Source organism: Nonomuraea sp. LPB2021202275-12-8 (assembly GCF_037044575.1).
GTDB lineage: Bacteria > Actinomycetota > Actinomycetes > Streptosporangiales > Streptosporangiaceae > Nonomuraea.
In genome coordinates, this window is the sequence record NZ_JBAHWD010000033.1 from 1 (window position 1) to 25,711 (window position 25,711).

Here is a 25,711-nt window from a genome sequence, read left to right on the forward strand (position 1 = left end):
TGGGTGGCCGCCGACCAGGGCCGGAAGTTCCTGGTAGATGATCCTGGACAATCTTGGTCTCACTCGTAACGAAGGGGGCCGAGATCCGAACAGGTAGGCCGTGATGGCTTCCCCGCTCTACTTCCCATGCACGATCACCGCTGCTCGCGGCGCGTGAAAGATCAAGCGCAGTATGAAGGTGTCCAGGGTGAACATGTCGGTGCCGTCCCAGTCGAACTGCCCGACCTGCCCCGGTGGGGCATCAGGGTCAGCGGCAACGCAGTCATGACCCTCTTGGTCCTCGTGCCATTCGACGAGGCGGACATCTTCGAACCGGAAGAGCACGACAGGCGTCTTCGACAGTTCGGGTGGAGTCCACTGTGGGTCGTAGACGAACTCCAGCTCCAACGTCGGCGGCCTGCCGGGCTCGTAGGTCAGGCGCCTGAAGTCGGTGTCGTGAAGGTAGACGTGGGCACCCTCTTCAGTCCAGAACTCGTACAGCCCTCCCTTGGACGTGATGCCACGATCCTTGTCCTTCGTCACGCCGGCAAACTCGGTCACTGACATGAGGACATGGTCCTACAGACCAAACGATTGGCAGGTCCCGGCGGAGCGGTGACAGCAGCGCTGACAGCAACGTCCCCACACATGGACTCACTTCGGCGACCGTCCCCCACCCTCTGACCACGATCTCCGCTACCCGACCAAGGTGATTGGTCCGCCTGGCTCGAAAATCGGTGAGTTCGCGGGCAGGCGGCAGCGAACCTCGGCCCGTGATCTGGGGTGAGGCTTGTACGGCGAAGTTTGGTCAGGCGGTTGGTTGCAGGGTGACGGTCTTGCCGGTGAGGCGTTCGAGCTGGCGGATGAGGTCGCGTTCGCGGCGCTGGGTAGCGATGCGGGACTGGTAGAAGTCGGAGCCGAGGTCGTGGTAGCGGGCGTCGGGGTCGGACAGCAGGTGCCAGACGATCGTCAGGACGGAGTTGCCGAGGGCGACGATGGCGCGTTTTCGGCCGCGGCGTTTGGACAGTCGCCGATAACGCTCGCCGAGAAAGGTGTTGGAGCGAGAGGCGACCGCGACGATCTCGGCGAGGGTGGCCGCGAGCCAAGGGTTGCCCTTACCGGTGGAGCCGCCCTTCTTCTTGCCCGCGGAGTTGTTGTCGATCGGGGCGAACTTGGCCCAGGAGACCAGATGGCCGGCGGTGGGGAAGCGACTCATGTCGATGCCGATCTCGGCGATGAGTTCTTGGGCGGCGATGGCGCCGACGCCGATGATCTCATCGAGCTGAGCCACCGCGGCGGCGTAGGGAGCGATCTTGCCCTCGATCCGGCGGGCGACGCTTTCAATCCGAGAGGTGAGGTCGTCGACGCGGTCGGTCATCATCTGGCATAAGAAGCCGTGCTCGTCGGTGAAGTGACCGGTGAGCGCTTCCTGCAGTACGGGAATCTTGGAGCGCATAGGGCCTCGCGCCATCGCTGCCAGCGTCTTGGGATCGCGCTGGCCGTCGATCAGACCTTGGAGCATCTGGCGGCCGGAGACGCCGAACACGTCGCTGATCACGCTGGACAGCTTGATCTGCGCGTCTTCCAACAGCTTCTCCACGCGCTGCTTCTCGCGGGTGCGTTCGCGGACCAGGCTGCGCCGGTAACGGGTCAGATCGCGCAGCTGTCGGATCGGCTTGGGATGCACCAGGCTGGGCCGGCACATACCGCGCTCGACGACCTTGGCCAGCCAGACCGCGTCGAGCTTGTCGGTCTTGGGGCGGCCGGGCACGTTCTTGACGTGCTTGGCGTTCAGCAGCCAGCAGGTGAAGCCCTCGGCCTCGAGCAGGTAGTACACCGGCTTCCAGTAGTCCGAGGTGGCCTCCATCGCCACCAGGGTGACGCTCTGGCAGCGCAGCCAATCGGCCAGCGCAAGCAGGGACGCGGTCAGCGTGGTGTACTCGCGCACCTCTTGACGACGTCGGCCGGGCTTGTCCTCGCTGGGCACGCGTACGCACACCACCAGGCCGCTCTTGCCGATATCGATCGCGGCGACCCGCTCCACGAACTCCACCGGCTCGGTGGTCTCCTGCACCTGTCTCCCTCGTCTCCTCCGTGGCGAGCATGGGTGGTTGCCCGGGGAGCCGGTAGGGGAGATCAAGAGCCGGGCTCTCGTGCTCGAAGCGACAATTCAGGGCCCCTAAGGGTGGCTCCCGGCGTCAGACTGAAAACCGGCCTCGACCAGGCACCAGGCGGACTCGACGTCGGCGGGCAACCACCCCCGATTTTCCCGCCCGCAGGGCGTGCGCGCAGCCACATCAAAGACTGAAAAGCGGAAGGTCGGCGGTTCGACCCCGCCCCTGACCACAGCAACTGACCAGCCAAGATGCCCCGTAGCGATCATCGCTCCGGGGCGTTTTTGCGTCTGCTGCATCGCCAGACGGATGGTCGCCCACAGGGAGCGACAAGCATGAACCAGGAAGCATCAGGCCCCAGGATGCACCTGAGAGCGTGTCAAGTAGACCGGAACCCCTCTCTCAGGGCGCCCATGCTGGCGGCCATGCGAAAGATCGGCTCTAGGAAGGAGGGCCCCAGGTGCCCTTGAGGCAAGGGGGCCTCGGTTCCTCCGGTCCGACCCTCGGGGATCAGATAATCTGATTCTATGAAGGTGATGACTGCCACTGAAGCGTCCCGAAGCTTTGCGACGGTTCTCGATGCGGCCGAGCATGGGGAAACGATCGTAGTGACTCGCGGTGGGAAGCAGATCGCTGTGATCGGCCCCGCGCCGACAGCGCCGGGACGTATGGTCAAGGCGTTTCTGGCAAGCAGAGCGGGGACGTTGGACGCCGATTTCGAAGCTGACGTGGCGGCGGCCCGCGAGGCGATCGACAACGAGATGAGGGGCACGTGGCCCGACGCCTGATCCTTGACACCGGTGTGCTCATTGCCGCCGAGCGAGGCAAGGCATCCGTGGACGCGGTGATAGGAGACGCCGATGATGTGGCGATCTCGGCGATCACTGTGGCCGAGTTGCTCGTCGGCGTGGAACTGGCCGATGCGGCACGACGGCCCGATCGGCAGGCCTTTGTGGACCAAGTCCTCGCGTTGATCCCTGTCGAGGAGTACACGACGGACGTCGCCAGAGTCCACGCTCGTCTTATGGCGCATGTCCGACGAGAGGGCAAGTCGCGAGGCGCGTACGACCTGCTGATTGCGGCTACGGCTGCGGCAACCGCGAGAACGGTGCTGACGATGGATGCGTCTGCTGCGTTCGACGATCTCCCTGGCGTGCGCGCTCAGGTAGTTCCTCGCTGAATGCCGACGGCAACCCTGACGGCAACGTTCATCGCTTCGCGTAGTAGTTGCCTGCAGGTGTACCGCAGCGCGAGGTCGATCACTCCGTCGCGGAGTCGTCGAGTGCTCTGTCTTCCAGGACAAAACGGGAACGGTCCGGACAAGACCCTGTTTGCGAAGATACTCGTTTCGGCCGGCGAGCCTGCGGGACTCATTGTCGACGCCCTTGATCAGGCCGAAGCGGCGTAGTGCGACGTGTGCTTCGTGCACGTCGCGTGTGAGCCCGACGACATTTGTCCAAGACTGATAGCCGGTAGCCCATGCATCGTCTTCTGCATGAGTGAGTACAACCTTGAGCAGTCGCATGGGATGCACGTGGTCCACGACGGCCCGCGGGAGGCGCCGCCGCTGTTGCTCATACACGGATCGGGGTTCTCGGGCGCTTCCTGGAGCCCGGTGGTCCCGGCACTCGCCGGTCACCATCACGTCATCCGGGTCGACCTCCCGGGCTGCGGCCAGTCCCCGCCCGCGCTGTCATACGACGTGCCCGTGCAGGCGGGCCGGGTGGCGGCGGTGCTCGACGACCTCGGCCTTCGTCGCGTCACCACGGTCGGGCACTCCAGCGGCGGCTACATCGCCACCGCGCTTGCCGAACAGCGCCCCGACCTGGTGAGGTCGCTCGCGCTGATCAGCACCGGCCCGAGTCCCGATGCGCTCCTTCCGCAGCCGTTGCTTCTTCGGGTCCTGTTGGCCCCGCCTCTTGGCCCGCTCCTGTGGTCGAGGCGTTCGGACGCGATGATCCGCAAGGGGATAAGCGCGACGTGCGCTCGCCCCGTGGATATCCCAGACGACTTGGTCGCCGATGTACGGGGCACCACGTACCGGACGTTCAGGACGGTGCTGCGCCGCAACACCGCGTACATCGCCCAGCGGAGCGTGTCCGAACGTCTCGCCGTCCTCGAAGTCCCAATGCTGGTGATCTTCGGCGCTGCCGACCGCCGCTGGGAGCCGTCGTCGGCGCACCAGTACGACGCGGTGCCGAACGCGCGGGTCGAGCTGCTGCCCGGCGTCGGGCACATACCCATGTTCGAAGCGCCCGAGACGACCAGCGAACTGCTGCTGGGCTTCACGGCAACGGTTGCTGACAGCACGCCGGTGATCCCTGAGGCCTAGAATGGTCAAGTGCTGTCGACCGGGACGCCACCCGACTGGGCGTGGGTGGACATCGCAGTCCCGCGCCGGTCAGGTCGGCTGCCGGGGGTCAGCATGGCCGGGTTCCGCCAACGTGCCCCCGCACTCGTGGACATCGCCATGGTCGCGTACCCATCCGTCACCCTGATCATCGACCTGAGCGAGGGAGATGGCCTCGTCTACGACACCCATGGCCGGCACGAACGCGGCAGTGTCGTCATCGGGCTCCTCCCCGGCGATCTTCGAGCAACTGGCCGGGGGGTCGGCGAGTGCCTCCAGATCCGGCTGGAGCCGGCCGCGGCAGCTGCGGTGTTCGGCGCAGCGACCGAGCTCAGCGGGTCGGTGGTATCCCTCGAGGATGTCTGGGGCCGCGACGCCGGGCGAGCCGAGGACAGACTGCGCGCCGCCGCGTCGTGGGACGAACGGTTCACGATCGCGATGGAAATCCTCGGCCGACGGCTGGGCGCCCGCCCACCCGTCGATCCGGAAGTCGTCTACACCTGGCGGCGGACGCTCACCAGCCGGGGGCGGGTGCGGGTCGACGGCCTGGCGGACGAGGTCGGCTGGAGCCGCAAGCGCCTGTGGTCCCGCTTCCGGTCCCAGCTGGGCATCACACCCAAACGCGCCGCCCGACTGGTGCGGTTCGACCACGCCGCCCACCTTCTCGCGGCGGGTCACGCCGCCGCCAGCGTTGCCGCCGAGAGCGGCTACGTCGACCAGCCCCACCTCCACCGCGAAGTCAAGGCGTTCGCCGGGCTTACGCCCACGGCCGTAGCCGTCGCGCCGTGGCTCGCGATTGACGACGTTGCGTGGCCGGTCAGGGCAGTTTCGTCCGCGGAATGATGTCGACCGTGGAGGGCCGACTTGAACGTCACGAATTAGTCCGGCATCTCGCGCCACGGTAACGACCGGGGGCCTGTTCCCGCAGGTCACGGTGCTCGACCAAGGAAACGGCGAAGCGTTGGGTTGGTTATGGCGCCAGGAGCCGAAGATGTCAGCCCGGACCGCAGTGCGCTGTCTCATGACCCGAGCATTCATCGAGATACGTGCCACTACGCACATCGTCGAAGCACGCTGCCGCGATCGTGCGGGTGATCGTCAGGATGGCAAGGGGGACGAGCGCTTACCCGCCGAGTCGGCAAGACCTCATGGCCCTCGTCCGCCGCAACCGTGCAACAGTTACCCGGTCGAACCCTTCTTCAAGGTGATGAAGACGATGAAGGGCGAACGTACGTGGAACCAGACCCCCGTTTTGCCGAGTTCGTCGCCGAACGCGGCGACGCGCTGATGCGCTACGGATACGCGCTCGCCGGAAACCGGCACGACGCGGCGGACCTGGTGCAGGAGGCACTCATCAGGTTGCGTGGCGCGTGGTCGCGGGTGCGGCTGAAAGACAACCCGGAGTGGTATGTCCGCACCAGCATGGCCAGGCTGCACATCGCCACCTGGCGGCGGCGGAGCCGTGAGGCCCTCACCTGGGAGCTGCCCGAGCGCGAACACCATGACACGCTGCCGACCGGCGACGAGCAGGAGCTCTGGCAGGCGTTGGCCGGCTTGCCGCGCAGGCAGCGGGCGGTGCTGGTGTTGCGTTACTACGAGCAGCTGACCGACGCCGAGATCGCCGACGTCCTGGGCATCTCCCGGGGCACCGTCCGCAGCCAGGCCTCGCGGGCACTCGACAAGCTCCGTTCCGCCGTACCGCACCCGACCCTGTACGCCCAGAGCGCCCACAAGGAGAAGCCATGACCGACGTCGAGGAGACGCTGACCAGGACGCTCGCCAGTGCCGCCGGGCGGGCGCCGCACGCGCCGGGCACACTGGCCCACCGGGTGGAGAGCCGATATCGCAGGCGTGCTCAGCGCAGGCGGGCGGTCCTCGCGGCGGCGGCTGTCGTGGTCCTGACCGGGAGCGCATCGTACGCGCTGCGCGATGACAACACTTCCGTGGTGCCCGCCGCGAGCGCGACGCAGCCGTCGGTCCCGGTGCGGCCGACGGCGCTGCCCGACCCGGCCGGGACGGTGTGGCCGGAGGCGGTGCGGAAACTGCCGGCCAAGCTGCCGGACGGGCGGCCCTTCGGCGTGATCGGATTTCTCGACGATGGCACGCTGCTGGTGACGACGGCGGCGAGCTTCGATAAGGCCGACGCGATCTACGCCTATGATCTCGACGCCGGCGAGCCCCGCAAGATCGTGGACGTGCCGACGCCGGAGGGCACGGTGATGTTCGCCTCCGGCTTCACGGTCGGCGGGGACCGGGTCGTCTGGTGGACCAAGCTCGACGACGGCAAGGGCCAGATCTGGTCGGCGTCGATCGCCGGCGGCGAGGCTGAGCTCGTGGCGACCCAGCAAGTGGACGGCGGCGGCCACGAGGGCGGCTTCGACGGTCTGGCCGTGGCCGGGGGCAAGATCGTCTTCTCCTTGCTCGTGGGCGGGGTCTTCACCGTTCCCCTCGAGGGCGGACCGGTGGAGCCCGTCCAGGGGGGCGCGGGCATGCACCTGCTGTCGTGGCCGTGGATCGGCGCGGCGGGACCGTACGGCCCGACGGAGCAGCCGAGGTTCGGCACGATCCGCAACGTGGAGACGGGTGAGACCGACACCGCTGTCACCCGTACAGGCGAGAAGCAGATCGCCTGTGGTCTGACCATCTGCACAGGCCAGGCTCTGGGAGGCGAATCCTTCCAGCGGCTGCGCGACGGATCCCAGCAGAAGCCGTATCCCTGCTCGCTCGGACCGGCGGGTGCCGGCCGGTTCTGCACCACCGCTGTGAGTGTCAAGGACAAGGGCATTCTCGGCGTCGTCCTCCACGACCTGACGACCGGGAGGTCCGCGGATCTCGGCATCCAGGCCGACGGCAACCGCATTTCCCTGCCCCAACCCGAACGCGAGATGCTCACGTACACCGTGGGCGACGAGCGCTACCTCATCGACTTCACGAAGATCCGGTAGCGGCCGACAGGCCCTGACCCGCATCCCGTCACCGGCGTTCATCGCAGGGTGAGCGGGGTCTCGGATTCGACGCGGGTCAGCTTCGCCGGGTCGCGGACGTAGTACAGGCCGGCGACGCGGGCGTCCTCGAGGCGGATCGCGAGGACGCCGTCGATCTCGCCGTCGAGGCGTACGACGAGTGCCGGGTCAGGTGAGTCTTTCCAGGTCATGGTGCGCTCGAAGGTGATGCCCGACGGACGTCGCCAGAGTCCACGCCCGTCTTATGGCGCATGTCCGACGAGAGGGCAAGTCGCTGATTGCGGCTACGGCTGCGGCAACCGCGAGAAGGGTGCTGACGATGGATGGGTCTGCTGCGTTCGGCGATCTCCCTGGCGTACGCGCTCAGGTAGTCACTCGGCGATATCCCGATGTGCCTGAGGAGGTGGCGGCGGAGGTTGTTGGCCGTGCCCAGCCCGCTGCGCTCCCCGATCTTCTCGACCGGGAGGTCGGTCGGTTCCAGCAGGATCCGGGACATCACCCGCGCCCTCGGCCCTTCTTGGGCCATGCCCGATAACCTCAGCAGCGCAGTCCTCGCCCGCCTCTTCCCCGACGCCCCGTCGGGGTACGGCCCGTCCGAACACCCTGCTGTGGTGCACGGGCCGTATCGGGCTGCCCGGACGGGCCCGGCGCGGGGAATGGAGGACCGCCGCTTCAGTTTCTTGTCGAGGGTCAGGAACGCAACTATCGTCGAGATCCCGAAAGTGAGGGCTGATGCCTGCTGAGACACCGCCCCAAGAGCCCTGGTTACCCCCTTCTCCTCCTCCGCAGCAGGGCACCAGGGGCCTTCTCATCGCCGCCATAGCCGTGGGCGGCCTGCTCGCGCTCGTGGGAATCGGGCTCATCGTGGTGCTCGTGTTCCGTCCGGTAGTGGGCGCGCCCTCCGCATCGAAGGGGCCCGAATACAGCACCAAGCCTGCCGATGTTCTGCGCGCGGCGGCCCAACGCCTGGAAGGTGCCAAGGCCGTGCGCGAGGACTTTCTTCCGGGGACGGAGAACGCCAAGGAGAAAGGCACTCTTGAGTGGGTCATGCCCGGCCTCGCCATCGGCAGCGTCACCAAGAACGGTGGCACGGCTGACATATTGCAATACGGCACCGGCGCCTTCTACAAAGGTGATGAGGAATACTGGCGGCAGTCCCTTGATGAGGACGACATCCCCGCCTGGGCCGAGCTGAAAGCCGGTCGCTGGCTTTCGGCGAGTTCCGACATGACAGCCCTGCCCGGCTTCTCGCCTGCCGACATCGCACTCATACTGCGCAGCGCGGCGGACCGCCAGGACACGGCCTTCGAGGAGCGCTGGCTCGACGGCGCCCCCGCGATCTTCCTGAAGGCGACAAGCAGGGAGGACGGAGAAGAGATCGGCGACCAGTACTGGGTGTACCGCGACCAGACCGGGCCAATCGTCCGGGTCGACTCCAACCGGCTCGGGGGCGGCGAATACCGCCGTACCTATCAGCATATTTATCGCGCACTCCCGCAGGACGCGCTCTCAACCGTCCACAACCGGGCGAAAGGGGTTGTCGAGGAGCTGCGGGAGGCCATCGATACCGATTCCACCCAGTTCGCGGCGGGTTCGTTCTCCTGGGGGCGCTGCGACGCCTCCTCCTGCCACATGAAAGTGTCCTTGCCGTCGTACCCGGACCGCGAGGGCCGGCACGTCATCGCCGGGGTGCTCGCCGTCGCGGGGAGATCCGAGATCGTGGACGAATGCGAGGCCATCAAGACCGTCACCCTCGGCAAGCACGCCGCGAAATTCACCATCGGCTGCACCGTGCGCTCGGCGGCCTGGCGGTCTCGGTGGGCGAGTGGGAACCGCTATTACGGTTTGTGGCAGGCGGGGGCCAGGCCGTTCACCGACGCTCAGCTCGACGTGCTCGGACGCCAACTCGCCGAGCGGTTCAAGGGCCGCTGATCGGGGCGGCTCTGCTCCGACCGGTATCGATCCTCCAACACGGAGAGCTGGATCCGTCCGAGAGATCGGTCAGGGCAGCTTCAGCGTGTATACGCGCAGATCCCCCGCGCCGCGGAAGGTGACCGCGACGGGCTTGCCGTCCACCGAGGTAGCTGACAGAGACTGCGCGCCGTCAGGCAGCGGATCTCCGATCGGCTCGCGCGTGTCCAGGTCCCAGGCCCGCATCTCCGACGTCGTCACCGACATCGCCACCGTCCTGCTCCCGAGCTTGACGAACGCCACGTCGTTGATCTCGTCTCCGTGCTTCCGGTACGGCTCGCCGATCGGCCGCCCTGTCGCCAGGTCCCACACCCGTACCGTGGCGTCCGCGCTGCCCGACACGATCACCGGCTGCTGCTTCAGCGTGGTGACGGCGACCGCGGTCACCGGCTTGGTGTGGCCGATCAGGGGTAGGCCCAGCGGCTTGCCCGTCGTCATGTCGAAGCGCTGCACGGTGGCGTCGGCGGAGCCCGTGACGAGGATCTGCTTGCCGCCCTGCATGCCGGTCGTGACGGCTTGGATGACGTCGGTGTGATCGGTCACGATCTCGCCGATCTGCCGGCCGCGCTTCAGGTCCCACAGCCAGGCCGCCACGTCGCTGCCCACCGATACGACCACCGGCTTACCCTTCCAGACAGCTTGAGTGAGCGCGGTGAAGGGCGTGCGCTCGTCGTTCTTCTCAGGTCTCAGTACGTTCGGGCGCGGGTTTCCGAACGGGTTCCAGACATTGAGGGTCTCTTGGTTGGCGATCACCACGGCGGGTTTCCCGTCACGCTCGGCCTGGGTGACGGATACGTTGTGGTCCGCTCTGGCGGTGACCACGCGGCGGAGCGCTCTGCCGGTGGCCAGTTCCCACACTTCCATGGATTTCTCGCCCACGGTCACCGCGTGCGGCTTTCCCCCGAACTCGACCACCACCATGTCGTTGTGTTCGCAGCAATGACTGACCCAGGCCAGCTGGCTCAGCGAGGCCAACGTCGGCCCGGCGGGCGCGGTCAGGGAGGCGCTGACGGTCGGCGAGGCCCCCGAGCCGGGCTCCTGCGCGCGGCTCCGGCTGATCGCGATCGCCACGGCGGAGGAGGCCAGGAACACCACGACCACGATGGCGGCCCGCATCAGCTTGTGCCGCCGCTGTACCGGCTCGGTGGGCGGCCCAACCGCTGGAGCGGGCCGGGTCTGCTCGGCGCGGACCTTCAGGCGCGGGCCTTGTGCCGGTGCGCCTTCCACGGCGGGGCCGGTGGTCAGGGCCCGCGTCAGCTGATCGGCGGTCGGCCGGGCGTGCGGCTCCTTGGCCAGGCTCGCACCCACCAAGGCCCGCAACGTCTCCGGCACGGCGGATAGATCCGGCTCCCGATACAGGATCCCGCTCATCACCTCGGGAATCGAGCCGCCCCCGAACGCCGGACGCCCCGAGGCGGCGAACACCATCGTGCAGCCCCAGCTGAACACGTCCGACGACGTTCCCACCGGCCGTCCCGCCACCTGCTCCGGCGACATGTACGCAGGGGTCCCCACCACCCCTGAACGCGTCGCGGTGGCCTCGAGCACCCGCGCGATCCCAAAATCGATCACTACCGGACCTTCCGGGCCGAGCAGCACGTTGCTCGGCTTGAAGTCCCGATGCACGATTCCGGCCCGGTGAATGGCGCCCAGCGCGGTGGCCGTGGCTACCGCCAGGCGCTGCAACGACCCGCCGCCGCGCGGCCCCTCCAGCCGTACCCTCTCGGCCAGGGACACGCCCTCGACGTACTCGCTGACGATGTAGGGCGGATCGTGGGACAGATCCACCTCGAGCACCATGGCTGTGCAGAACGATGCCACCCGACGCGCCGCGTCGGCCTCGCGCCGCAACTGACGCCGTACGTCCGGAGCAGCGGCCAGCCCGCCGTGCAGCACCTTGACGGCGACGCGCCGGCCGGACTCACTCTCGGCCAGGTAGACCACTCCCTGACCGCCCTCGCCCAGCAGCCCGGTCAACCGGTAGCCGCCCACGCTCTTGGGGGCGTCAACGGGCAGGGGTGCTGACATGGGAGCCTCCGCACGACCGACGTGCCAGCGACATTAGAGGTTGGTCATCGCGGTTGACCAGGGGCGGACGCCGTGACGCTGGATGAGGTCATCCGCGGATATCGACGTGGATGCCGTCGACCCGCAGGTAGACGTGCTCCACCCCGGACAGGTCACGGGCGGCGATGTAGGCGTCCATCTCGGCCCGCAGAACGTGGTGGCCCGCATCATGCGGGCGCCCTCACGTCGATCAACGAGGTAGAGGGGGACGGGGGGCTGTCGGACGACACCGTGGTCTCCTCGTGAAGGGATGACGGGGATGCGTGCTCCTGATGGTCCCATGATGATCCACGACAGCACAGATGTCCTGATCCGAACCCTTGCGAGCGGTGATCTCCTCGCGTACGGACCATGAGGGTCGAGGGGGATTCTCACCGGACGTTCCACCGGGAGGCGTTTACGCTGGAGCTGTGTCCGACGATGACGGAAGCCGGCCCGCCCGCGTCGAGGACGTGCACGAGCTGGCTCTGGCCCTGCCGCACGTCACCGTGGTGTACGGGACCGGCGGCAATCCGGTCTACCAAGTGGGCGGGAAGTCGTTCGTCTTCTTCCGCACCCCACGGCCGGACGCGGTCGACCCGGACACCGGGGAGCGCCATGCGGATGTGATCGTCTTCTGGGTCGAGTCCGAGGCGGACAAGCAGGCGCTGGTTCAGGACGAGGCGTCGCGGTTCTTCACCACCGCGCACTTCGATGGCCACCCGTCGGTGCTGCTGCGGGGCAGTCGGATCGGTGAGCTCACCCGGAACGAGTTGGCCGAGGTGGTCCAGGACGCGTGGCTGTCCCGCGCATCAGCGCGCAGAGCGGCAGCCTGGCTCCGCGCACATCCCCCGCCGTGATCACAGTTCGCTGACGCTGGTGTCCGCCCCGGCCGGGTTCGGCCACATGGACGTCATCCCCGTCACCTCGACCGAATGGATGGCCCGCAATACCCTGAAGATGTTCATGGCCGCCCTGGCCCTCATCGGTATCACCGGTAGTTACCTGTTTCAGGTGAAGGGATAGGAATGCTCGGTCTGCTCGGGTACGTCCTGTTCGGGGCCGGCTATCTCGTCATGCTGGGCATCGAGTTCGACGCCGCGTACGTCCTCCCATCCCTCGCTGACAGCGCGCCCGCCTACGTCGACGACATCACCCCGGCCGCTCAACCCGTGCCCGGCCCTACCAGCTCGCAGCCCGACCCGGTCGGCGCAAGGTGACCGACCACGCGGCAGCCCGCCCCACCCGGTCGCCCGGGTGGGTGCCGTTCGCGCTGGTCGCCGTCGTCCTGGTCCCCCTGATAACCGGCTCTCTGCGCCTGGTCGAGCTGGCTGGTGGTCCACACGTGATGCCCGCCAACCCGCGCATCACCGCTTCGCCTGTGCCTGTGGTCGTGCACATCGTCTGCGCCGTCGTGTACGTCATCCTCGGCGCCTTCCAGTTCTCGGCCGCGCTGCGGCGCCGACGGACCGGTTGGCACCGGGGGGCCGGACGGGTCCTGGTGGTGCTGGGCTTGGCCGTTGCGTTCTCGGCGCTGTGGATGACGCTGTTCTACCCCCGCCAGCCCGGCGGGGAGCTGGCCTACATGTTCCGGCTCGCGTTCGGGGCGGGCATGGCCGCCGGCATCATCCTCGGGTTCTCCGCGATCCGCCGCGGCGACGTCGCCCACCACCGGGCATGGATGACGCGCGCCTACGCACTGGCCCTCGGCGCCGGCACCCAGGCGTTCACCCAAGGCATCGGGGAGGCGGTCTTCGGCGCCGGCGAGCTCAACACCGCACTCATGCTGGGGGCGGGCTGGGGCATCAACCTCGCGGTCGCTGAGTACATCATCCGCCGAACCCGCAGGGCGAGGACGAAGGAGGCGGCCTGATGACCGGGTCGCCCAGACGGCAGGCGCCCGCTTGCTACAGGCTTCGGGTCGACGGGCACCTTGACGACCACTGGTCTGCCTGGTTCGGTGACCTCACCCTGGCGCAGGAAAGCGACGGCACGACCAGCTCGGACCGCGTCGGCCACGAGCCCGACTCCGGGGATGACCGTAAGGTCTTCGGAGAGCACCGCAGCTGAAACGTCCGCTCATGCCGTACCCGTCATGAGGGGGTTTCCGGTGGCGTGCAGGGCGGACGAGTCACCGGGCGATGAGTTCCCGCCGTGCCGCGAGTCTCACTCGGCAGACACTGTGGTCGAGCGAAGGAGAAGCCGTGAAGGATGATGTCTGGTCGATGGTGCATGCGGAGCGTGCGGCGCTGATCGATGACCTCGCCCGCCTCGATGACGAGCAGTGGGGGGAGCCGTCACTTTGTGAAGGGTGGACCGTGCACGACGTGGCCGCCCATCTGGTCGACACAGCTCGTACGACGCGCCTCGGGTTCGTGCTCGGCCTCGTCCGGGCGCGGTTCGACTTCGACCGTCAGAACGCGGTCGGTGTGGAGCGCGAGCGCGGCGCCTCGCCGCAGGAGACGTTGGAGCGGCTTCGTCAGGTGGCACCGCGGAGGTCGACCCCTCCGGCACCCCTCGACAGCCGGCTGGTCGAGGAGGTCCTCCACGGTGAGGACATCCGTCGCCCCCTGGGTCTCACCCGCTCCTACCCGCAGGCGGCCGTTGTCAGATCGCTCCGCCTTCAGGCACGTACCCCGGCGTCTTTCGGTGGAGCCAAGGAGCTGACGGCCCGTGTCCAGCTGACGGCGGCGGACGCCGACCTGTCGATCGGAGACGGTCCGGAAGTGAGGGAACCGCGCTTTCCCTGCTCCTGGCCATCTCCGGCCGACGAGTGGCGCTGGACGAGCTCGACGGGCCGGGAGCCGCCACGCTGGCGACGACTGCCTGACCAAGGCCTCGATCACCCGAGCAGGGGATCGCTCCGCCTGAGATGCGAGGGTCGGCGGATCCGCGTGTGCCGAGCATGGCACCAATGATCACAGAGCGTGAATCACCGGAGGTGGACATGGACCGCTGCGAGATCCTTGCGCTGGTGGAGGCCGAACGGCTCAGCCTCGCTGATTTCCTGGACGACCTCAGTGAGCGGGAGTGGCAGACCGACTCGCTGTGTCCCGGCTGGACCGTGCACGACGTCGCGGCCCACCTGACCCTGTCGACCCGCTCGACGTTCCTCGGCATGCTCGGTGGCGTGATCCGGGCGGGTGGCGACTTCAACAAGATGGTCGCCACCCACGCCCGGGCGCGGGCGGCCAGGTTCTCCCCGGCGCAGCTGATCGCGCAGATGCGCCAGACCGCCGGATCGCCCCGCCGCGCCCCGGGCACCGGCCCGCTCGACCCGCTCGTCGACGCCCTCGTGCACGGGCAGGACATCGCCCGTCCGCTGGGCCGCGTGCGACAGATGCCGGCCGTCTCGGCCACGGTCGCCCTCGACTACGTCCGCGAAAGCTCGTTCTACGGCTGCCGCGAGCGCTTCCGCGGTATGCGGCTCATCGCCACTGATTTGGACTGGTCGGCGGGTCAGGGGCCCGACGAGATACGCGGCCCGGTCGGCGATCTGCTCCTGGTGGCCACCGGCCGGCCGGCGGGCCGCACCGCCCTGTCAGGCGCGGGAGCCGAGCGAATTCGGGCCGCACTGTGACCGATCCGAAAACGCCGGCGCAGGGCTGGGACGATGCCGCCGACGGCTATGACGCCTACTTCGTCCCCCGCTTCGCCCCCTGGGTGACCGCCGTGGTGCGGGCGGTCACGGCCGCCCCGGTCCCCGATGGGCCGATCCTGGTGCCATGCTGCGGCACCTTCCCCGAGTTGGACCTGCTGGCCGAGCACTTTCCCGGGCGTGAGATCGTCGGCATCGACCTTTCCGCGGGCATGGTCCGCCGGGCCCGGCGGCGGGCCGGCCGGTGGCCGAACGCGCGCGTCGTCGAAGGCGACGCCGCCACCCTGGATGCCAGCTGGTCGGGCAGGTGCGCTGCGGTGGTGTCCGCGTTCGGGCTGCAGCAGCTTCCCCGGCCCGACCTCGCACTCCGGTCATGGGTGGCGGCGCTTCGCCCCGGCGGACGGCTGTCAGTCGTCTTCTGGCCCGATCGCACCGAACGCGACGGGCCGTTCACGCTCATCGACGAGCTGGTGCGCGCTCACGTGCCCGCAGGAGACAACTCGTGGGAAGACCGGCTGGTGGCCGCTTTGGCGACACAGGGCGCGACGGTCGAACGAGACGAGCAGCCGTCCCACCCGATCACCCATCCGGACGCGCCGACCTTCTTCGACGCCTACACCCGCTCAGGTCCCCTGCGAGGGCTCGCCAACGCCCGCGGAGACACCTTCGTCAGCCGGCTACGCGCGGAGTTCCTCCGCCGCGCGCCGACCGGCGAGCTGAACCACCGCCCGAGCGCTCGTATGATCGTCGCGCGCCGCTGATCAACGAGCCATCGATCCAGATGACGCCATCGCCCTCATACGCCGCGCCGGTGTCGATCGGAGTGCCCGGCGACATTCTGACGGCGTGACGAACCAAGCGGCCCGACCGGTGTGGATGGGCGGGCCGGCGCTCTGCCTGGCTCAGGTCCGGTAGGCGGCGAGGAACACGCGGACTCCTTCGTCCGCGAAGCGTCGCAGGTCTGCTGGGGTGTACTGCTGTTCGTCCCCGAAGAACATGGCCTTGTCCATCGGCTGGGACAAGATCAACCAGGCGAAGTGGCTGGCGGCCCGGGACGGGTCGTCGATCCGCAGCAGGCCTCGGCCGGCCAGCTTCTGGAAGGTCTCGGTGAGCGCGTCGATCGTACGACCCGGTGCCCGCTGGTAGTAGTCGCGCGCAACCGCGGGGAAGCGGCCTGCCTCGGCGATGAGGAGTCTGCGTAGCCGCAGCGTTCGCGGCTGGATGACCGCGGTGATGTAGCGGCGGGCGAGCTCGCCCAGATCCTTCTCCAGATTCTCGGTGCCGGCGAACTCGGTCACGATGTCGGTGAAGTCGCCGACCCGCTCGGTGGCGCCGATGATGATCGCGCTGAACAGCTGTTCCTTGTCGGTGAAGTGCTTGTAGACGGTCTGCTTGGACACCGCGGCCAAGGTGGCGACCTCGTCCATGCTGGTGCCCTGATAGCCGTTGCGCAGGAACAGCTCGGTGGCCGCCTCCATGATCGCTCTGCGCTTGCGGGCCGAGCGGCCCTCCTCTTGGGGTGGGTTCGCCTGTGCCAGATCTGTCATGTCCGCTCCTCTTCTTGCTCTCAGTCTAGTACTGGACGGGTCAGTACTCAATCGAGTACTGTACGGTCCAGTACCGAAACGGCGAAAGGAAAACCCCATGAACAAGGTCATCTCTACCGACGGCACCCCCATCGCCTACGACTGGACCGGGGAGGGGCCGGCAGTCATCCTGATCGGCGGCGGCCCCACCGACCGATCGACGAACGCGCCGGTGGCCGACCTGCTGGCCGGTGGCTTCACCGTGTACAACTACGACCGGCGCGGCCGGGGCGAGAGCGGCGACACGGAGCCGTACACGGTGGAGCGTGAGCTGGAGGACCTGCAGGCTCTGATCACCGAGGCCGGCGGGTCGGCGATGGTGTACGGCACGTCCGGCGGGGGGCTCCTCGCCGTCCGCGCCGCCGCTCACGGCCTGGCCATCACCAAGCTGGCGCTGTGGGAAGTCCCCTACATCATCCCCGGCACCCGCCCGGCCGTTCCCGCCGACTATCGCGACCAGCAGTTCGCGCTGCGCGAGCAGGGCCGTTATGGCGACATGCTGGAGCTGTTCTTCCTGAAGGCGGTGCTCATGCCGGAGGAATTCGTCACCGGGATGAAGGCCAGCCCGTTCTGGGAGGGCATGGGCGCCACCGCGCCCGCCCTGGCCTACGACGCCGAGCTCGCCGGTGACTTCGCCCTGCCCGCCGAACAGCTGGCGGCTCTCACCATCCCGACGATCGTGATCGACGGTGCGACCATTCCGTGGATCAGCGCTGCCGCCGAGGCGATCGCCACCGCCCTGCCCAGCCCCCGGCGCCGCACCCTGACGGGTCAGCCCCACAACGTCGACCCGGAGGTCATCGCCCCCGTCCTGGCCGAGTTCTTCGCCGCCTGAAACCGCTTCGTGCCGGTGATCCCGGCGCGAAGCGGCTCACCACCCCTCATAGGAGAGGTCATGAGGAAGATCATCGCGCAGCTGTTCGTGTCCGTGGACGGCGTCATGGAGGCTCCCGAGGACTGGCACTTCCCCTACTACGACGAGCAGATGGGCGAGGTGGTCGCCGAGCAGTTCCACCAGGCCGACGCGCTGCTGCTCGGGCGGGCCACCTACGAGGTGTTCGCCGCCTCCTGGCCGCAGCGCGGCAGCGAGGTGCCGCTGGCGGAGCGGATCAACGCCATGCCCAAACTGGTCGCCTCCACGACCTTGCGCACGGTGCGGTGGCGCAACTCCACTCTCATCGGCGGCGATGTCGCCACCGAGCTCACCAAGCTCAAGAACGAACCCGGAAACAACATCACCATCAGCGGCAGTCCCACCCTGGTCCGGTCACTGCTGCGGGAGAACGTCCTGGACGAACTCCAACTGCTCGTCCATCCCGTCGTCCTGGGCCACGGCCGGCGCCTCTTCGAAAACGACAGCCGGCGGACGCCGTTGCGGCTGATCGACTCCGCGACCTTCAGCACCGGCGTCCTTCATCTGACCTATCAGCCCGCGCCTGATGCGTAGATGACGTCGTGCCGGGACGGGCGCATCCGCTGACGGGCAGGGCCTCATGTCGTCCGCGGCCTGACGAAGTCCGGCTCATCGATGATCATCCGCCAGGTCCCGTCGGCCTGGCGGCGCGCGACCTCGGCCGTCTGCCCGGTCGCATGGAGGGGCCGACCGTCAGGTCCGGGGATCTCCATGGTCCACACACCCGAGGTCAGTGCCAGGTCACCCGCGAGGACCACGCTGACAGGGTCAGCGGTCATGAGGGGCTCCGCAGCCAGGAAGTCCCGCAACACCAGCCGAATCTCCTCGATCCCCTGCGCGATGTGTCCGGCTGGATAGTGCAGCGCCGCGTCGGGCTCGTAAAGCTCTTCGAGACCTTCCAGATCACGGGCGTTGACCAGCTCGACGAAGAGCGGCTGGAGATCCTGCGGCTGCAGGGCCTGGCGCCGCGCCGGTGGAGTGACCTCGGTCAAGGATTGAGCGTGCTCAGCCATCAGCCCACGCTAGTTCCTGCACCCGTTCCGCGACAGGCTGGGAGCGTCAGCGGGCTGCTCACCCAGGAAAAGCGTGAACGGCGCTCGGGTGCGACGACGAGGCGAACGTCCCTTCATTGAGCTGGTCGTCCACTGCCGTCGTCAGCTGTCGATCGTCTGATAGGCGGTGGTCCAGAAGTCGCGGTGGAGACGAGGGGTGTCAGCGGAGTCCATCGCGGTCTGCGTGAGCAGGATCCCGATGAGTCCTTCGGCCGGGTCTGCGTAGGCGGTGGTGCCCAGGCCGCCGTCCCAGCCGAACTGGCCGACCGAGGCCAGGTCGCGGCGGTGGGTGCGCACCGCCACGCCGAATCCGTAGCCGCCGTGGTGGCCGAAGTGGTCGCCGAAGGCGTCCTTCTCGACCTTCTGTGAGGGGGTGAGGCGGTCGGTGGTCATCAGCGCCACCGAGGCGCGGGACAGGATGCGCCGCCCGTCGTGGCCGCCCTCGTTCAGCAGCATCCGGTAGAAGGCGTGGTAGTCGTCCACGGTGGAGACCAGCCCGTCGCCCCCGGCCTGGAACACCGGTGGCCGGCTGTATTTGCCGCCTTCGGCCTCGTCCCACACCGCCAGGCCGCCGGTCAGCGGGTCGTGGGCGTAACTGGTGGGAAGCCGGCTGATCTTTTCGGCGGGGACGCTGAAGCCGGTGTCGGCCATGCCGAGCGGGTCCAGGAGGCGTTCGCGCAGGAACGCCTCCAGCGACCGGCCGGTGACTCGGGAGATGAGCACGCTGAGGACGTCGGAACCCACGTGGTACTGCCACAGTTCGCCGGGCTGGTGCATCAGCGGCAGCCGCCCCAGGCGCGCTATCCACTCATCCGGTCCGAACGCCGGTGAGGTGGTGTCCAGGCCCAGCTCGGCGATGGCGGCCTGGATCGGGTAGGTGCCGGGTGGCGCCAGAACCACCCCGAAGCCGTAGGTGAAGGTCAGCAGGTCTCGTACGGTGATCGGCCGTACCGCCGGCACCGTTTCCTCCAGCGGGGCGTCGATACGTGCCAGCACCCGCCGGTCGGCCAGCTCGGGCAGCCACTCGTCCACCGGCTCGTCCAGCCGCAACCGGCACTCCTCGACCAGGATCATCGTCGCGGCGGCGGTGAGCGGTTTGCTCAGTGACGCCATCCGGAAGATGGTGTCCCGGCGCATCGGCCGCACGCCTCCGGCGTCCATCGTGCCCATGACCTCCACGTGCGTGTCGTCCCCTCGGCTCACGAGGGCGACCAGGCCGGGGATCGCTCCGGAGTCCACGTGGGCGCCCAGCGCCCGCCGCATCCGAGCCAGGCCCTCCCGCGACAGGCCGCGATCCCGTCCCTCCCGGTCCACGCCCCACGCGCCCTTCCGGTCCCAGCTGCCGATCTCCGTCATGGTTCCTCCATCACTTGTGCACACGCTGTACGCTTGTTGCGAACACCGTACGCAACGGGATCGGTGAGCGCAACTTGTCGCGACGGCAGGATGCGCAGGGCGCCGGGCAGGGCCGAGGCCGGCTTCACGCCCGTCTCAGACGAGCTCGGCCTTGTAGAAGATGCTGGCCTTGCGCGCTCCCGAGAGGCCCGAGGCCAGGCCGAGGCACAGGCGTGGGGCGCCGGAGACGATCTGGATGGCCATGCCCTCCGGCTCGCGGTGGTCCAGGGACTTGCCGGCCACGCTCCTCGCGCGCTGGACCTGCTGCCCGGTGCGCAGGTCCAGGCTGGTGATGTAGGTGTTGCCCGGGGCGGGGTTCGAGGTGGTGTTGTTCGCGCCGGGGATCAGCGCGTACTTGGTGAGCGCCGACGACGTCGCCGTCAGCGTCTGGCCGTTTTCACATCCGGCCCGCCAAATGACGGTTTGCGATCATCACTCCAGGCAGAGTCCGACAAGCGATCACGGTTGTGCCGAAGCGGATGGGGCAAGTCCGTGGTGCGGAGGCAGAGGATCTCGCCGGTGGCGAGCGACGCGCCGTCGGAGCACAACCACACGACGGCGCCCGCGACATCCTGAGCGCTGTCATGCGGCCCGGCGGCCACGGCGTTGACCCGGACACCGGAGTCGGCGAAGTCCAGGGCCGCCGCGCGGGTCAGCTCCGTCACGGCGGCCCGCGTACCGGCGGCCCGTGCCAGGTTGACGACGCGGCCGCCCCCGTGGCGCCGCATCGCCGGGATCTCGTACTTCATCGCCAGGGACACACCGAGCACCTGGGCGTGGTTGAACGCGGCGTCGAGCCGGCCGAACGCGCCGAGTGTCTGCTCGACCAGCCGTCGCACCGACACCGGGTTGGTGATGTCCGTGGGGACCGCGACCGCATGGCCCCCGGCCGAGCCGATGTCCGCGGCCAACGACCGGAGTGCACGACCGTCGCGGGCGGCGAGGACCACGCTCGCGCCGGCGTCGCTCAGCGCGCAGGACGTGGCGGCCCCGATGGCGTAACCGGCACCGGTGACGATGGCGGTGCGACCGCTCAACGGTCCGCGCATGGTGGCCTCCCCCTCGGTTTCGCCGACTTGCGGTAGTGCGGTCGACGCTAGGAGCACCGCCGCCGGAGCCGCATCAGCGAAGTCGCCGGTCGTCGGGGATTCCGCAGGGGGCCGGTGCTTTCTATGCTCGGCGTGTGCTGGGAAGGGCCGGCGAGACCGAGCTGCTCGAATCGTTACTGCGACGCGCCGCCGAGGGACACGGTGGCGGGGTCGTGCTGCACGGCGAGCCCGGAATCGGCAAGACCGCACTGCTGTCGTACGCCGAGGAGCGGGCCACCGGCTTCCAGGTGCTCCGCGCGGTCGGCGTCGCGCCTGAGGCCGATCTCGCCTACGCGACCTTGCACCAGCTCGTGCTCCCCGTGCTCGGGCTGGCCGACGAGCTGCCCGGACCCCAGGCGCAGGCCCTGCACGTCCTGTTCGGGCGGGCGCACGGCGCACCTCCCGATCCGTTCCTCGTGGCGCTGTCGACCCTGTCCCTGCTGTCTCTGCTGGCCGGCGAGAAGCCGGTGCTGTGCGTCGTCGACGACGCGCACTGGGCGGATCAGCCGACGCTGAAGACCCTGGCGTTCGTCGCTCGCCGGCTGGACAACGAGCCCATCGCGCTGGCGCTGGCCGCACGGGCCGACGAGGGCCACGACACCGACCTGCCTCACCTGCGCCACGTCCCGCTCATGGGCCTCAGCCCGGAGGCGGCCAAGGCGCTGCTCGCCGAGCGCGCGGGCGCGCGGCGGCTGACCGACAGCGAGCGGAACCACCTGCTGGCCGCCACCGGCGGAAACCCGCTGGCCCTGATCGAGCTCGCCGGAAGGGAGCTGCCGACGGAGGGGACGCAGGAGCCGCCGGCCCTGACCGACGAGCTGCAGCGGTCGTTCCTGAGCAGGATCCGGGCGCGGCACGCGGAATCGCTGCCGCTGCTCCAGCTGATCGCCGCCGACGGCTCGGGCAGCGTCGAGAGCATCGACCGGGCGGCCGCGTCACTGCGGATCGCGACCGACCCGCTGCACCGCGCCGAGCTCGACGAACTGCTGACCCACGACGGGACCCGGCTGGTCTTCCGGCATCCGCTGATCCGGTCCGCGATCTGGCACGGCGCCTCGGCCGACCGGCGCGCCGCGATCCATCGCTCGCTCGCCTCGGCCTTCGACACCCCCGCCGATCAGCACCGCCGTGCCTGGCACCTCGGGCAGGCCGCCGTCGGCCACGACGAGCAGGCCGCCGAGCAGTTGGAGCGCTCGGCCGAACAGGCGGCGCTGCGCGGTGGCCCCGCCGCGGCCATGGCCGCGCTGTCCCGGGCGGCCGAGCTCACCCCCGACGGGCCGCACCGGGGACGGCGGCTGTGGGCCGCCGCCCTCGCCGCCCTTCAAGGCGGCTTCACCGCCGCCGCCGTGGAGCTGCTCGGCCGGGCCGAGCGCGAGCCGCACCTGGACGAGGCGGACCGGATCGCCCTGGCCGCGGTCCGAGCCGTCGTGGCCGAGTTCGCCGGCTCGCCAGAGGACGCGATGGACCTCATCAAGCCATGGATCCCGCGCGCGCTGCGCATCGACCGGCGCCTGTTCACCCCGACCGTCGTGATGTACGGCGACCTCGGTATCCGCGCCAACCGGCCGCAGGCATGGGCCGACCTCGCCGGCTGGCTCGACGAGATCACGCTGGCGCCGGACAACCCGGAGGACGCGGTGCTGCGGTTGCTGCACAGTGTCTCCCGAGTCCGAGCCGGTCACGGTCCGAGGCCCGCGGCGTGCGACGGCGCCGCCGTCGAGTCGCTCACCGAACCGGTCACGATGACCCTGGCCGGGGGGATCGCCCGCGGGCTCGGCGACTACGAGCTGAGCAGGCGCCTCTATCGCAGCGCCGGGCAGCTGGCGCGCAACAGCGGATCGCTCGGCGCGCTCGCCTGGAACCTCGAGTACCAGGCGGCTGACGAGATCGCTCGCGGCAGGTTCGGGCTCGCCGAGTCCTACGCCGAGGAGGGCTGCCAGTTCGCCGCCGAGGCCGGCCAGCCGAACACCGCCTGCCGCAACCGGGGGCTGCTGGCCCTGTGCGCGGCCATCCGGGGCCGGCCGGAAGCCGGCGAACTGGCCACCGACGTGCTGGCCGAGGCGAGCGGCCGCAAGCTGGCCGACGCGATGGCGTACGCCCGGCGGGCACTCGGGCTCGTCGAGCTCGTCGCCGGCCGGCACCACGAAGCCGCCCGGCATTTCGAGGCGGTCGGCGGCTGGGACGCCGACGCGCCGGCGGACCTGGCCATGGGCATCGTCCCGGACCTCGTCGAGGCCCTGGTCCGCGCCGGTGAGCACGACCGGGCCGCCGCGGCCACGGCCCGCTACGCGCGCTGGACCGAACACACCGCCGCGCCGGAGCTCGGCGCCCTCACGGCTCGCTGCCGGGCGCTGGTCGGCACCGACGCCGGCGTCCACTACGCCGAGAGCCTGCGCCTGCACGCCATGTCCGACTCCCCGCTGGAGCACGCCCGTACCGAGCTGCTGCTCGGCGAGCAACTGCGGCGTGACCGGCGGCGCTCCGAGGCCCAGCGGCACCTGCGCGGCGCGGCGGAGACCTTCCGCCGCATCGGCGCGCTGACCTGGGCCGATCGCGCGCTGGGCGAGCTGCGCGCCACCGGGGAGTCGGCGCGGACCGGCAGCCCGGAGGCGGGCGCGCTGAGCACGCTCACCCCGCAGGAACTGCGCATCACGCTGTTCGTCGGCGAGGGGCTGACCAACCGGGAGATCGCCGCGCAGCTGTTCCTCAGCCCGCGCACGGTGGACTACCACCTGCGCAAGGTCTTCCAGAAGGCCGGCATCACCTCCCGGGCCGAACTCATGCGGCTGGTCCTCGCCGAGCGCCCCGCCTGAGGACCGGCGAGTTCACTGATTCGGCTGCCGCCCCGCCCTTCCTAGCGTGAGCGACGTAACGTCCTTCACGCTGGGAGCTGAGAATGAAGATGCGCATGGTCGGCCGGTTCCTCTGGCACTACGTCGAGATGGTCATCGCGATGATGCTGGGGATGCTGTTGCTCGATCCGCTGTGGGGCGCGGTCCTGCCGGAGGTCACCCGGATCGACGTCGACACCCTGATCATGGCCGGGGACATGACCATCGGCATGGCCGTCTGGATGCGGGTACGCCGCCACGCCTGGGCCCGCATCGCCGAGATGAGCCTGGCGATGTTCGTGCCGTTCCTCATCCTGCTCGTCCCGTACTGGTTCGGCGTGTTACCCGGCCACCTGGTGATGTCGGTCGGGCACGCGCTCATGTTCGTCTGCATGGCGCTGGCCATGCTGTGGCGGCGCGAGGAGTACACGCAACACCACCACCGGCTCGGCATCCGGCGGAAGTGGGTTTGGCGGGCGTCCGTCGTGCTGGTCGCGCTGCTGATCCCGGGCGCGGTCTCCGCGGTGAACACCATCGGCAAGTTCGGCGACCTGTACGAGGCGCGCCCGGACGCGGTGGCGGCCGAGCCGGTCCGGAAGAGCCATGACCCGGCCAAGCCCACAGTGGCCTTCGTGCTCAGCGGCAACGGCACCAACGTGGCCGACCTGCTCGGGCCGTACGAGGTGCTGACGGGCACCGGCCGGATGAACACCTACGTCGTCTCGGCGGGCTCCCGGCTGGTGCCCCTGACCGGTGGCCTGGACCTGGTGCCGGACCTGACCTTCGACGAGCTGGCGCGGCTGCTGGAGGAGCAGGACGACACCCTCGACGCGGTGGTGATCCCGGCCCTGAACAAGCCGCTTCCGGCGGAGTCCGCCTCGATCAACGCCTGGTTGCGGCAGCAGTCGGCCGGTGGCGCGCTGACCGTCAGCGTCTGCCACGGGGCGCGCACGCTCGCGGCGAGCGGGCTGCTGAACGGCAGGCCCGCGACCTCGCACTGGTGGCGGATGTCCGCGCTGCGCGCCGACTTCGGCGACGTCGACTGGGTGAGCGGCCGGCGATACGTGGACGACGGGAATGTGATCACCACCGGCGGTGTGCTGTCGGGAATCGACGGCGCCCTCCGGATCATCGAACGGCTGCTCGACGTGGACACCGCGCGGGAGGCGGCGCGGAAGGTCAACTGGCGCTACTACTCTCCCGGCGTCGCCGCGCGGCTCACCGAGTCGGCTCTGGAACCACGGGACGCGGTCGTCGCCCTCAACGCCTCCTACCAGCCGGGGCCGTCGACCATCGGCGTGCGGGTCATCGACGGCGCCGGAGAGCTGGAGCTCGCCTCCACGTTCGTCTCGTACACCGAGGAGGCCATGGTCGGGCGGACCGTCGCGGTCGGCGACGGCACGGTCCGCTCCAGGTACGGCCTGACGTTCGTGCCCCGCTCGACGGTCGCGGCGGCCGCGGACGACCTCGACCGCCTCCTCGTGCCCGGGCTGGACGCCGCACGCCGCCAGGTGGCGGGCAGCGTGCCGACAGCGGCCACCGGAGGTCTCCAGCCCGAGTATCTGCACACCGAGGGGGAGTTCGCGTTCGATCCGGTGCTGCGCGACATCGCCCGCACCTACGACGTGCAAACCGCCCGGTGGACGGCGAAGACACTGGAGTATCCGGTGATCGACGTCAAGCTGACCGGCAGCGCCTGGCCGTGGCCGGCGACCGTCATCCCCGTCGCGCTCGCGCTGCTGGGCGCCGCCGCGGCCGTCGTCGCCGGCATGGTGTTCCGCCGGTTCCGAGCCTCTGCCCGACCGGCGCAGAGCCGGTCATGACG

General features: G+C 69.3%; 28 protein-coding genes. 19 read left to right on the forward strand and 9 right to left on the reverse strand.

What is annotated here, in order from left to right; all coding sequences use genetic code 11:
* Positions 1-117 precede the first annotated feature (117 nt).
* Together V5E28_RS38595 and V5E28_RS38600 are read right to left on the reverse strand one after the other, a co-directional pair.
* Positions 118-546 (reverse strand): hypothetical protein, encoded by a 429-nt coding sequence (locus V5E28_RS38595; protein WP_336214515.1) that lies wholly within the window; start codon positions 544-546, stop codon positions 118-120.
* Between the two features lie 241 nt (positions 547-787).
* Positions 788-2,053, reverse strand: a complete 1,266-nt coding sequence (locus V5E28_RS38600; protein ID WP_336214517.1) for an IS110 family transposase — start codon at positions 2,051-2,053, stop codon at positions 788-790.
* A gap of 567 nt (positions 2,054-2,620) precedes the next feature.
* Between V5E28_RS38600 and V5E28_RS38605 the strand changes: the two genes are divergently transcribed.
* The 6 genes from V5E28_RS38605 to V5E28_RS38630 all read left to right on the forward strand — a co-directional run bounded on the left by V5E28_RS38605 (position 2,621) and on the right by V5E28_RS38630 (position 7,388).
* Positions 2,621-2,881 (forward strand): type II toxin-antitoxin system Phd/YefM family antitoxin, encoded by a 261-nt coding sequence (locus V5E28_RS38605; protein ID WP_336214518.1) that lies wholly within the window; start codon positions 2,621-2,623, stop codon positions 2,879-2,881.
* The gene (locus V5E28_RS38610) at positions 2,866-3,273 is read left to right on the forward strand and encodes a PIN domain-containing protein (protein ID WP_336214519.1); all 408 of its coding nucleotides are present in this window, start codon (positions 2,866-2,868) and stop codon (positions 3,271-3,273) included. The genes V5E28_RS38605 and V5E28_RS38610 overlap by 16 nt, the downstream gene beginning before the upstream one ends.
* A gap of 315 nt (positions 3,274-3,588) precedes the next feature.
* Complete coding sequence (locus V5E28_RS38615) at positions 3,589-4,425, forward strand: alpha/beta fold hydrolase (protein ID WP_336214521.1); 837 nt, start codon at positions 3,589-3,591, stop codon at positions 4,423-4,425.
* A gap of 126 nt (positions 4,426-4,551) precedes the next feature.
* The gene (locus V5E28_RS38620) at positions 4,552-5,286 is read left to right on the forward strand and encodes a helix-turn-helix domain-containing protein (RefSeq protein WP_336214522.1); all 735 of its coding nucleotides are present in this window, start codon (positions 4,552-4,554) and stop codon (positions 5,284-5,286) included.
* Between the two features lie 390 nt (positions 5,287-5,676).
* Entirely contained in the window at positions 5,677-6,189 is a 513-nt protein-coding gene (locus tag V5E28_RS38625) for a SigE family RNA polymerase sigma factor (protein ID WP_336214524.1), read from the forward strand.
* Positions 6,186-7,388 (forward strand): hypothetical protein, encoded by a 1,203-nt coding sequence (locus V5E28_RS38630; RefSeq protein ID WP_336214526.1) that lies wholly within the window; start codon positions 6,186-6,188, stop codon positions 7,386-7,388. Before V5E28_RS38625 ends, V5E28_RS38630 begins: the two co-directional genes overlap by 4 nt.
* A gap of 38 nt (positions 7,389-7,426) precedes the next feature.
* Here V5E28_RS38630 and V5E28_RS38635 read toward each other — a convergent pair whose 3' ends face one another.
* Positions 7,427-7,597 (reverse strand): hypothetical protein, encoded by a 171-nt coding sequence (locus tag V5E28_RS38635; protein ID WP_336214528.1) that lies wholly within the window; start codon positions 7,595-7,597, stop codon positions 7,427-7,429.
* Positions 7,598-8,231: 634 nt separating this feature from the next.
* On the opposite strand from V5E28_RS38635, the gene V5E28_RS38640 reads away from it, so the two are divergent.
* A complete protein-coding gene (locus V5E28_RS38640) occupies positions 8,232-9,338 on the forward strand; it encodes a hypothetical protein (protein ID WP_336214529.1) in 1,107 nt (368 codons plus the stop codon).
* Positions 9,339-9,407: 69 nt separating this feature from the next.
* Here the strand turns inward: V5E28_RS38640 and V5E28_RS38645 are convergent, their stop codons facing one another.
* Entirely contained in the window at positions 9,408-11,405 is a 1,998-nt protein-coding gene (locus tag V5E28_RS38645) for a serine/threonine-protein kinase (protein WP_336214531.1), read from the reverse strand.
* Between the two features lie 449 nt (positions 11,406-11,854).
* On the opposite strand from V5E28_RS38645, the gene V5E28_RS38650 reads away from it, so the two are divergent.
* From V5E28_RS38650 to V5E28_RS38685, 8 genes are all read left to right on the forward strand, one after another.
* Positions 11,855-12,283, forward strand: coding sequence for an MmcQ/YjbR family DNA-binding protein (locus V5E28_RS38650; RefSeq protein ID WP_336214533.1), 429 nt, complete (start codon positions 11,855-11,857; stop codon positions 12,281-12,283).
* Positions 12,284-12,302: 19 nt separating this feature from the next.
* The gene (locus V5E28_RS38655) at positions 12,303-12,449 is read left to right on the forward strand and encodes a hypothetical protein (protein ID WP_336214535.1); all 147 of its coding nucleotides are present in this window, start codon (positions 12,303-12,305) and stop codon (positions 12,447-12,449) included.
* A gap of 2 nt (positions 12,450-12,451) precedes the next feature.
* Positions 12,452-12,643 carry a hypothetical protein gene (locus V5E28_RS38660; RefSeq protein ID WP_336214536.1) on the forward strand — a complete coding sequence of 64 codons (192 nt, stop codon included), beginning with the start codon at positions 12,452-12,454 and terminating at the stop codon, positions 12,641-12,643.
* The gene (locus tag V5E28_RS38665) at positions 12,640-13,296 is read left to right on the forward strand and encodes a DUF2306 domain-containing protein (protein ID WP_336214537.1); all 657 of its coding nucleotides are present in this window, start codon (positions 12,640-12,642) and stop codon (positions 13,294-13,296) included. Before V5E28_RS38660 ends, V5E28_RS38665 begins: the two co-directional genes overlap by 4 nt.
* Complete coding sequence (locus V5E28_RS38670) at positions 13,296-13,493, forward strand: hypothetical protein (protein ID WP_336214538.1); 198 nt, start codon at positions 13,296-13,298, stop codon at positions 13,491-13,493. The genes V5E28_RS38665 and V5E28_RS38670 overlap by 1 nt, the downstream gene beginning before the upstream one ends.
* A gap of 134 nt (positions 13,494-13,627) precedes the next feature.
* Complete coding sequence (locus tag V5E28_RS38675; RefSeq protein WP_336214540.1) at positions 13,628-14,341, forward strand: maleylpyruvate isomerase family mycothiol-dependent enzyme; 714 nt, start codon at positions 13,628-13,630, stop codon at positions 14,339-14,341.
* The gene (locus V5E28_RS38680) at positions 14,338-15,003 is read left to right on the forward strand and encodes a maleylpyruvate isomerase family mycothiol-dependent enzyme (protein ID WP_336214541.1); all 666 of its coding nucleotides are present in this window, start codon (positions 14,338-14,340) and stop codon (positions 15,001-15,003) included. The genes V5E28_RS38675 and V5E28_RS38680 overlap by 4 nt, the downstream gene beginning before the upstream one ends.
* Complete coding sequence (locus V5E28_RS38685; RefSeq protein ID WP_336214543.1) at positions 15,000-15,782, forward strand: class I SAM-dependent methyltransferase; 783 nt, start codon at positions 15,000-15,002, stop codon at positions 15,780-15,782. Before V5E28_RS38680 ends, V5E28_RS38685 begins: the two co-directional genes overlap by 4 nt.
* A gap of 141 nt (positions 15,783-15,923) precedes the next feature.
* Here V5E28_RS38685 and V5E28_RS38690 read toward each other — a convergent pair whose 3' ends face one another.
* Positions 15,924-16,568, reverse strand: a complete 645-nt coding sequence (locus V5E28_RS38690) for a TetR/AcrR family transcriptional regulator (protein WP_336214545.1) — start codon at positions 16,566-16,568, stop codon at positions 15,924-15,926.
* Positions 16,569-16,665: 97 nt separating this feature from the next.
* Here V5E28_RS38690 and V5E28_RS38695 point away from each other — a divergent pair, with 97 nt between their 5' ends.
* Together V5E28_RS38695 and V5E28_RS38700 are read left to right on the forward strand one after the other, a co-directional pair.
* Positions 16,666-17,442: an alpha/beta fold hydrolase gene (locus V5E28_RS38695; RefSeq protein ID WP_336214547.1), complete on the forward strand. Its 777-nt coding sequence runs from the start codon at positions 16,666-16,668 to the stop codon at positions 17,440-17,442.
* 60 nt (positions 17,443-17,502) lie between these two features.
* Positions 17,503-18,054, forward strand: a complete 552-nt coding sequence (locus V5E28_RS38700; RefSeq protein ID WP_336214548.1) for a dihydrofolate reductase family protein — start codon at positions 17,503-17,505, stop codon at positions 18,052-18,054.
* Between the two features lie 44 nt (positions 18,055-18,098).
* On the opposite strand, the gene V5E28_RS38705 is transcribed toward V5E28_RS38700, so the two are convergent.
* From V5E28_RS38705 to V5E28_RS38720, 4 genes are all read right to left on the reverse strand, one after another.
* Entirely contained in the window at positions 18,099-18,512 is a 414-nt protein-coding gene (locus tag V5E28_RS38705) for a YybH family protein (RefSeq protein ID WP_336214549.1), read from the reverse strand.
* A gap of 162 nt (positions 18,513-18,674) precedes the next feature.
* Positions 18,675-19,928: a serine hydrolase domain-containing protein gene (locus V5E28_RS38710; RefSeq protein ID WP_336214551.1), complete on the reverse strand. Its 1,254-nt coding sequence runs from the start codon at positions 19,926-19,928 to the stop codon at positions 18,675-18,677.
* A 135-nt stretch (positions 19,929-20,063) separates the two neighbouring features.
* On the reverse strand, positions 20,064-20,210 hold the full coding sequence (locus V5E28_RS38715) for a hypothetical protein (protein WP_336214553.1): 147 nt from the start codon (positions 20,208-20,210) through the stop codon (positions 20,064-20,066).
* A gap of 137 nt (positions 20,211-20,347) precedes the next feature.
* Positions 20,348-21,016, reverse strand: coding sequence for an SDR family oxidoreductase (locus V5E28_RS38720; protein WP_336214555.1), 669 nt, complete (start codon positions 21,014-21,016; stop codon positions 20,348-20,350).
* 134 nt (positions 21,017-21,150) lie between these two features.
* Between V5E28_RS38720 and V5E28_RS38725 the strand changes: the two genes are divergently transcribed.
* Positions 21,151-23,868 carry an AAA family ATPase gene (locus V5E28_RS38725; protein WP_336214556.1) on the forward strand — a complete coding sequence of 906 codons (2,718 nt, stop codon included), beginning with the start codon at positions 21,151-21,153 and terminating at the stop codon, positions 23,866-23,868.
* An 83-nt stretch (positions 23,869-23,951) separates the two neighbouring features.
* Positions 23,952-25,709, forward strand: a complete 1,758-nt coding sequence (locus V5E28_RS38730; protein ID WP_336214557.1) for a DJ-1/PfpI family protein — start codon at positions 23,952-23,954, stop codon at positions 25,707-25,709.
* The last annotated feature ends 2 nt before the right edge of the window (positions 25,710-25,711 follow it).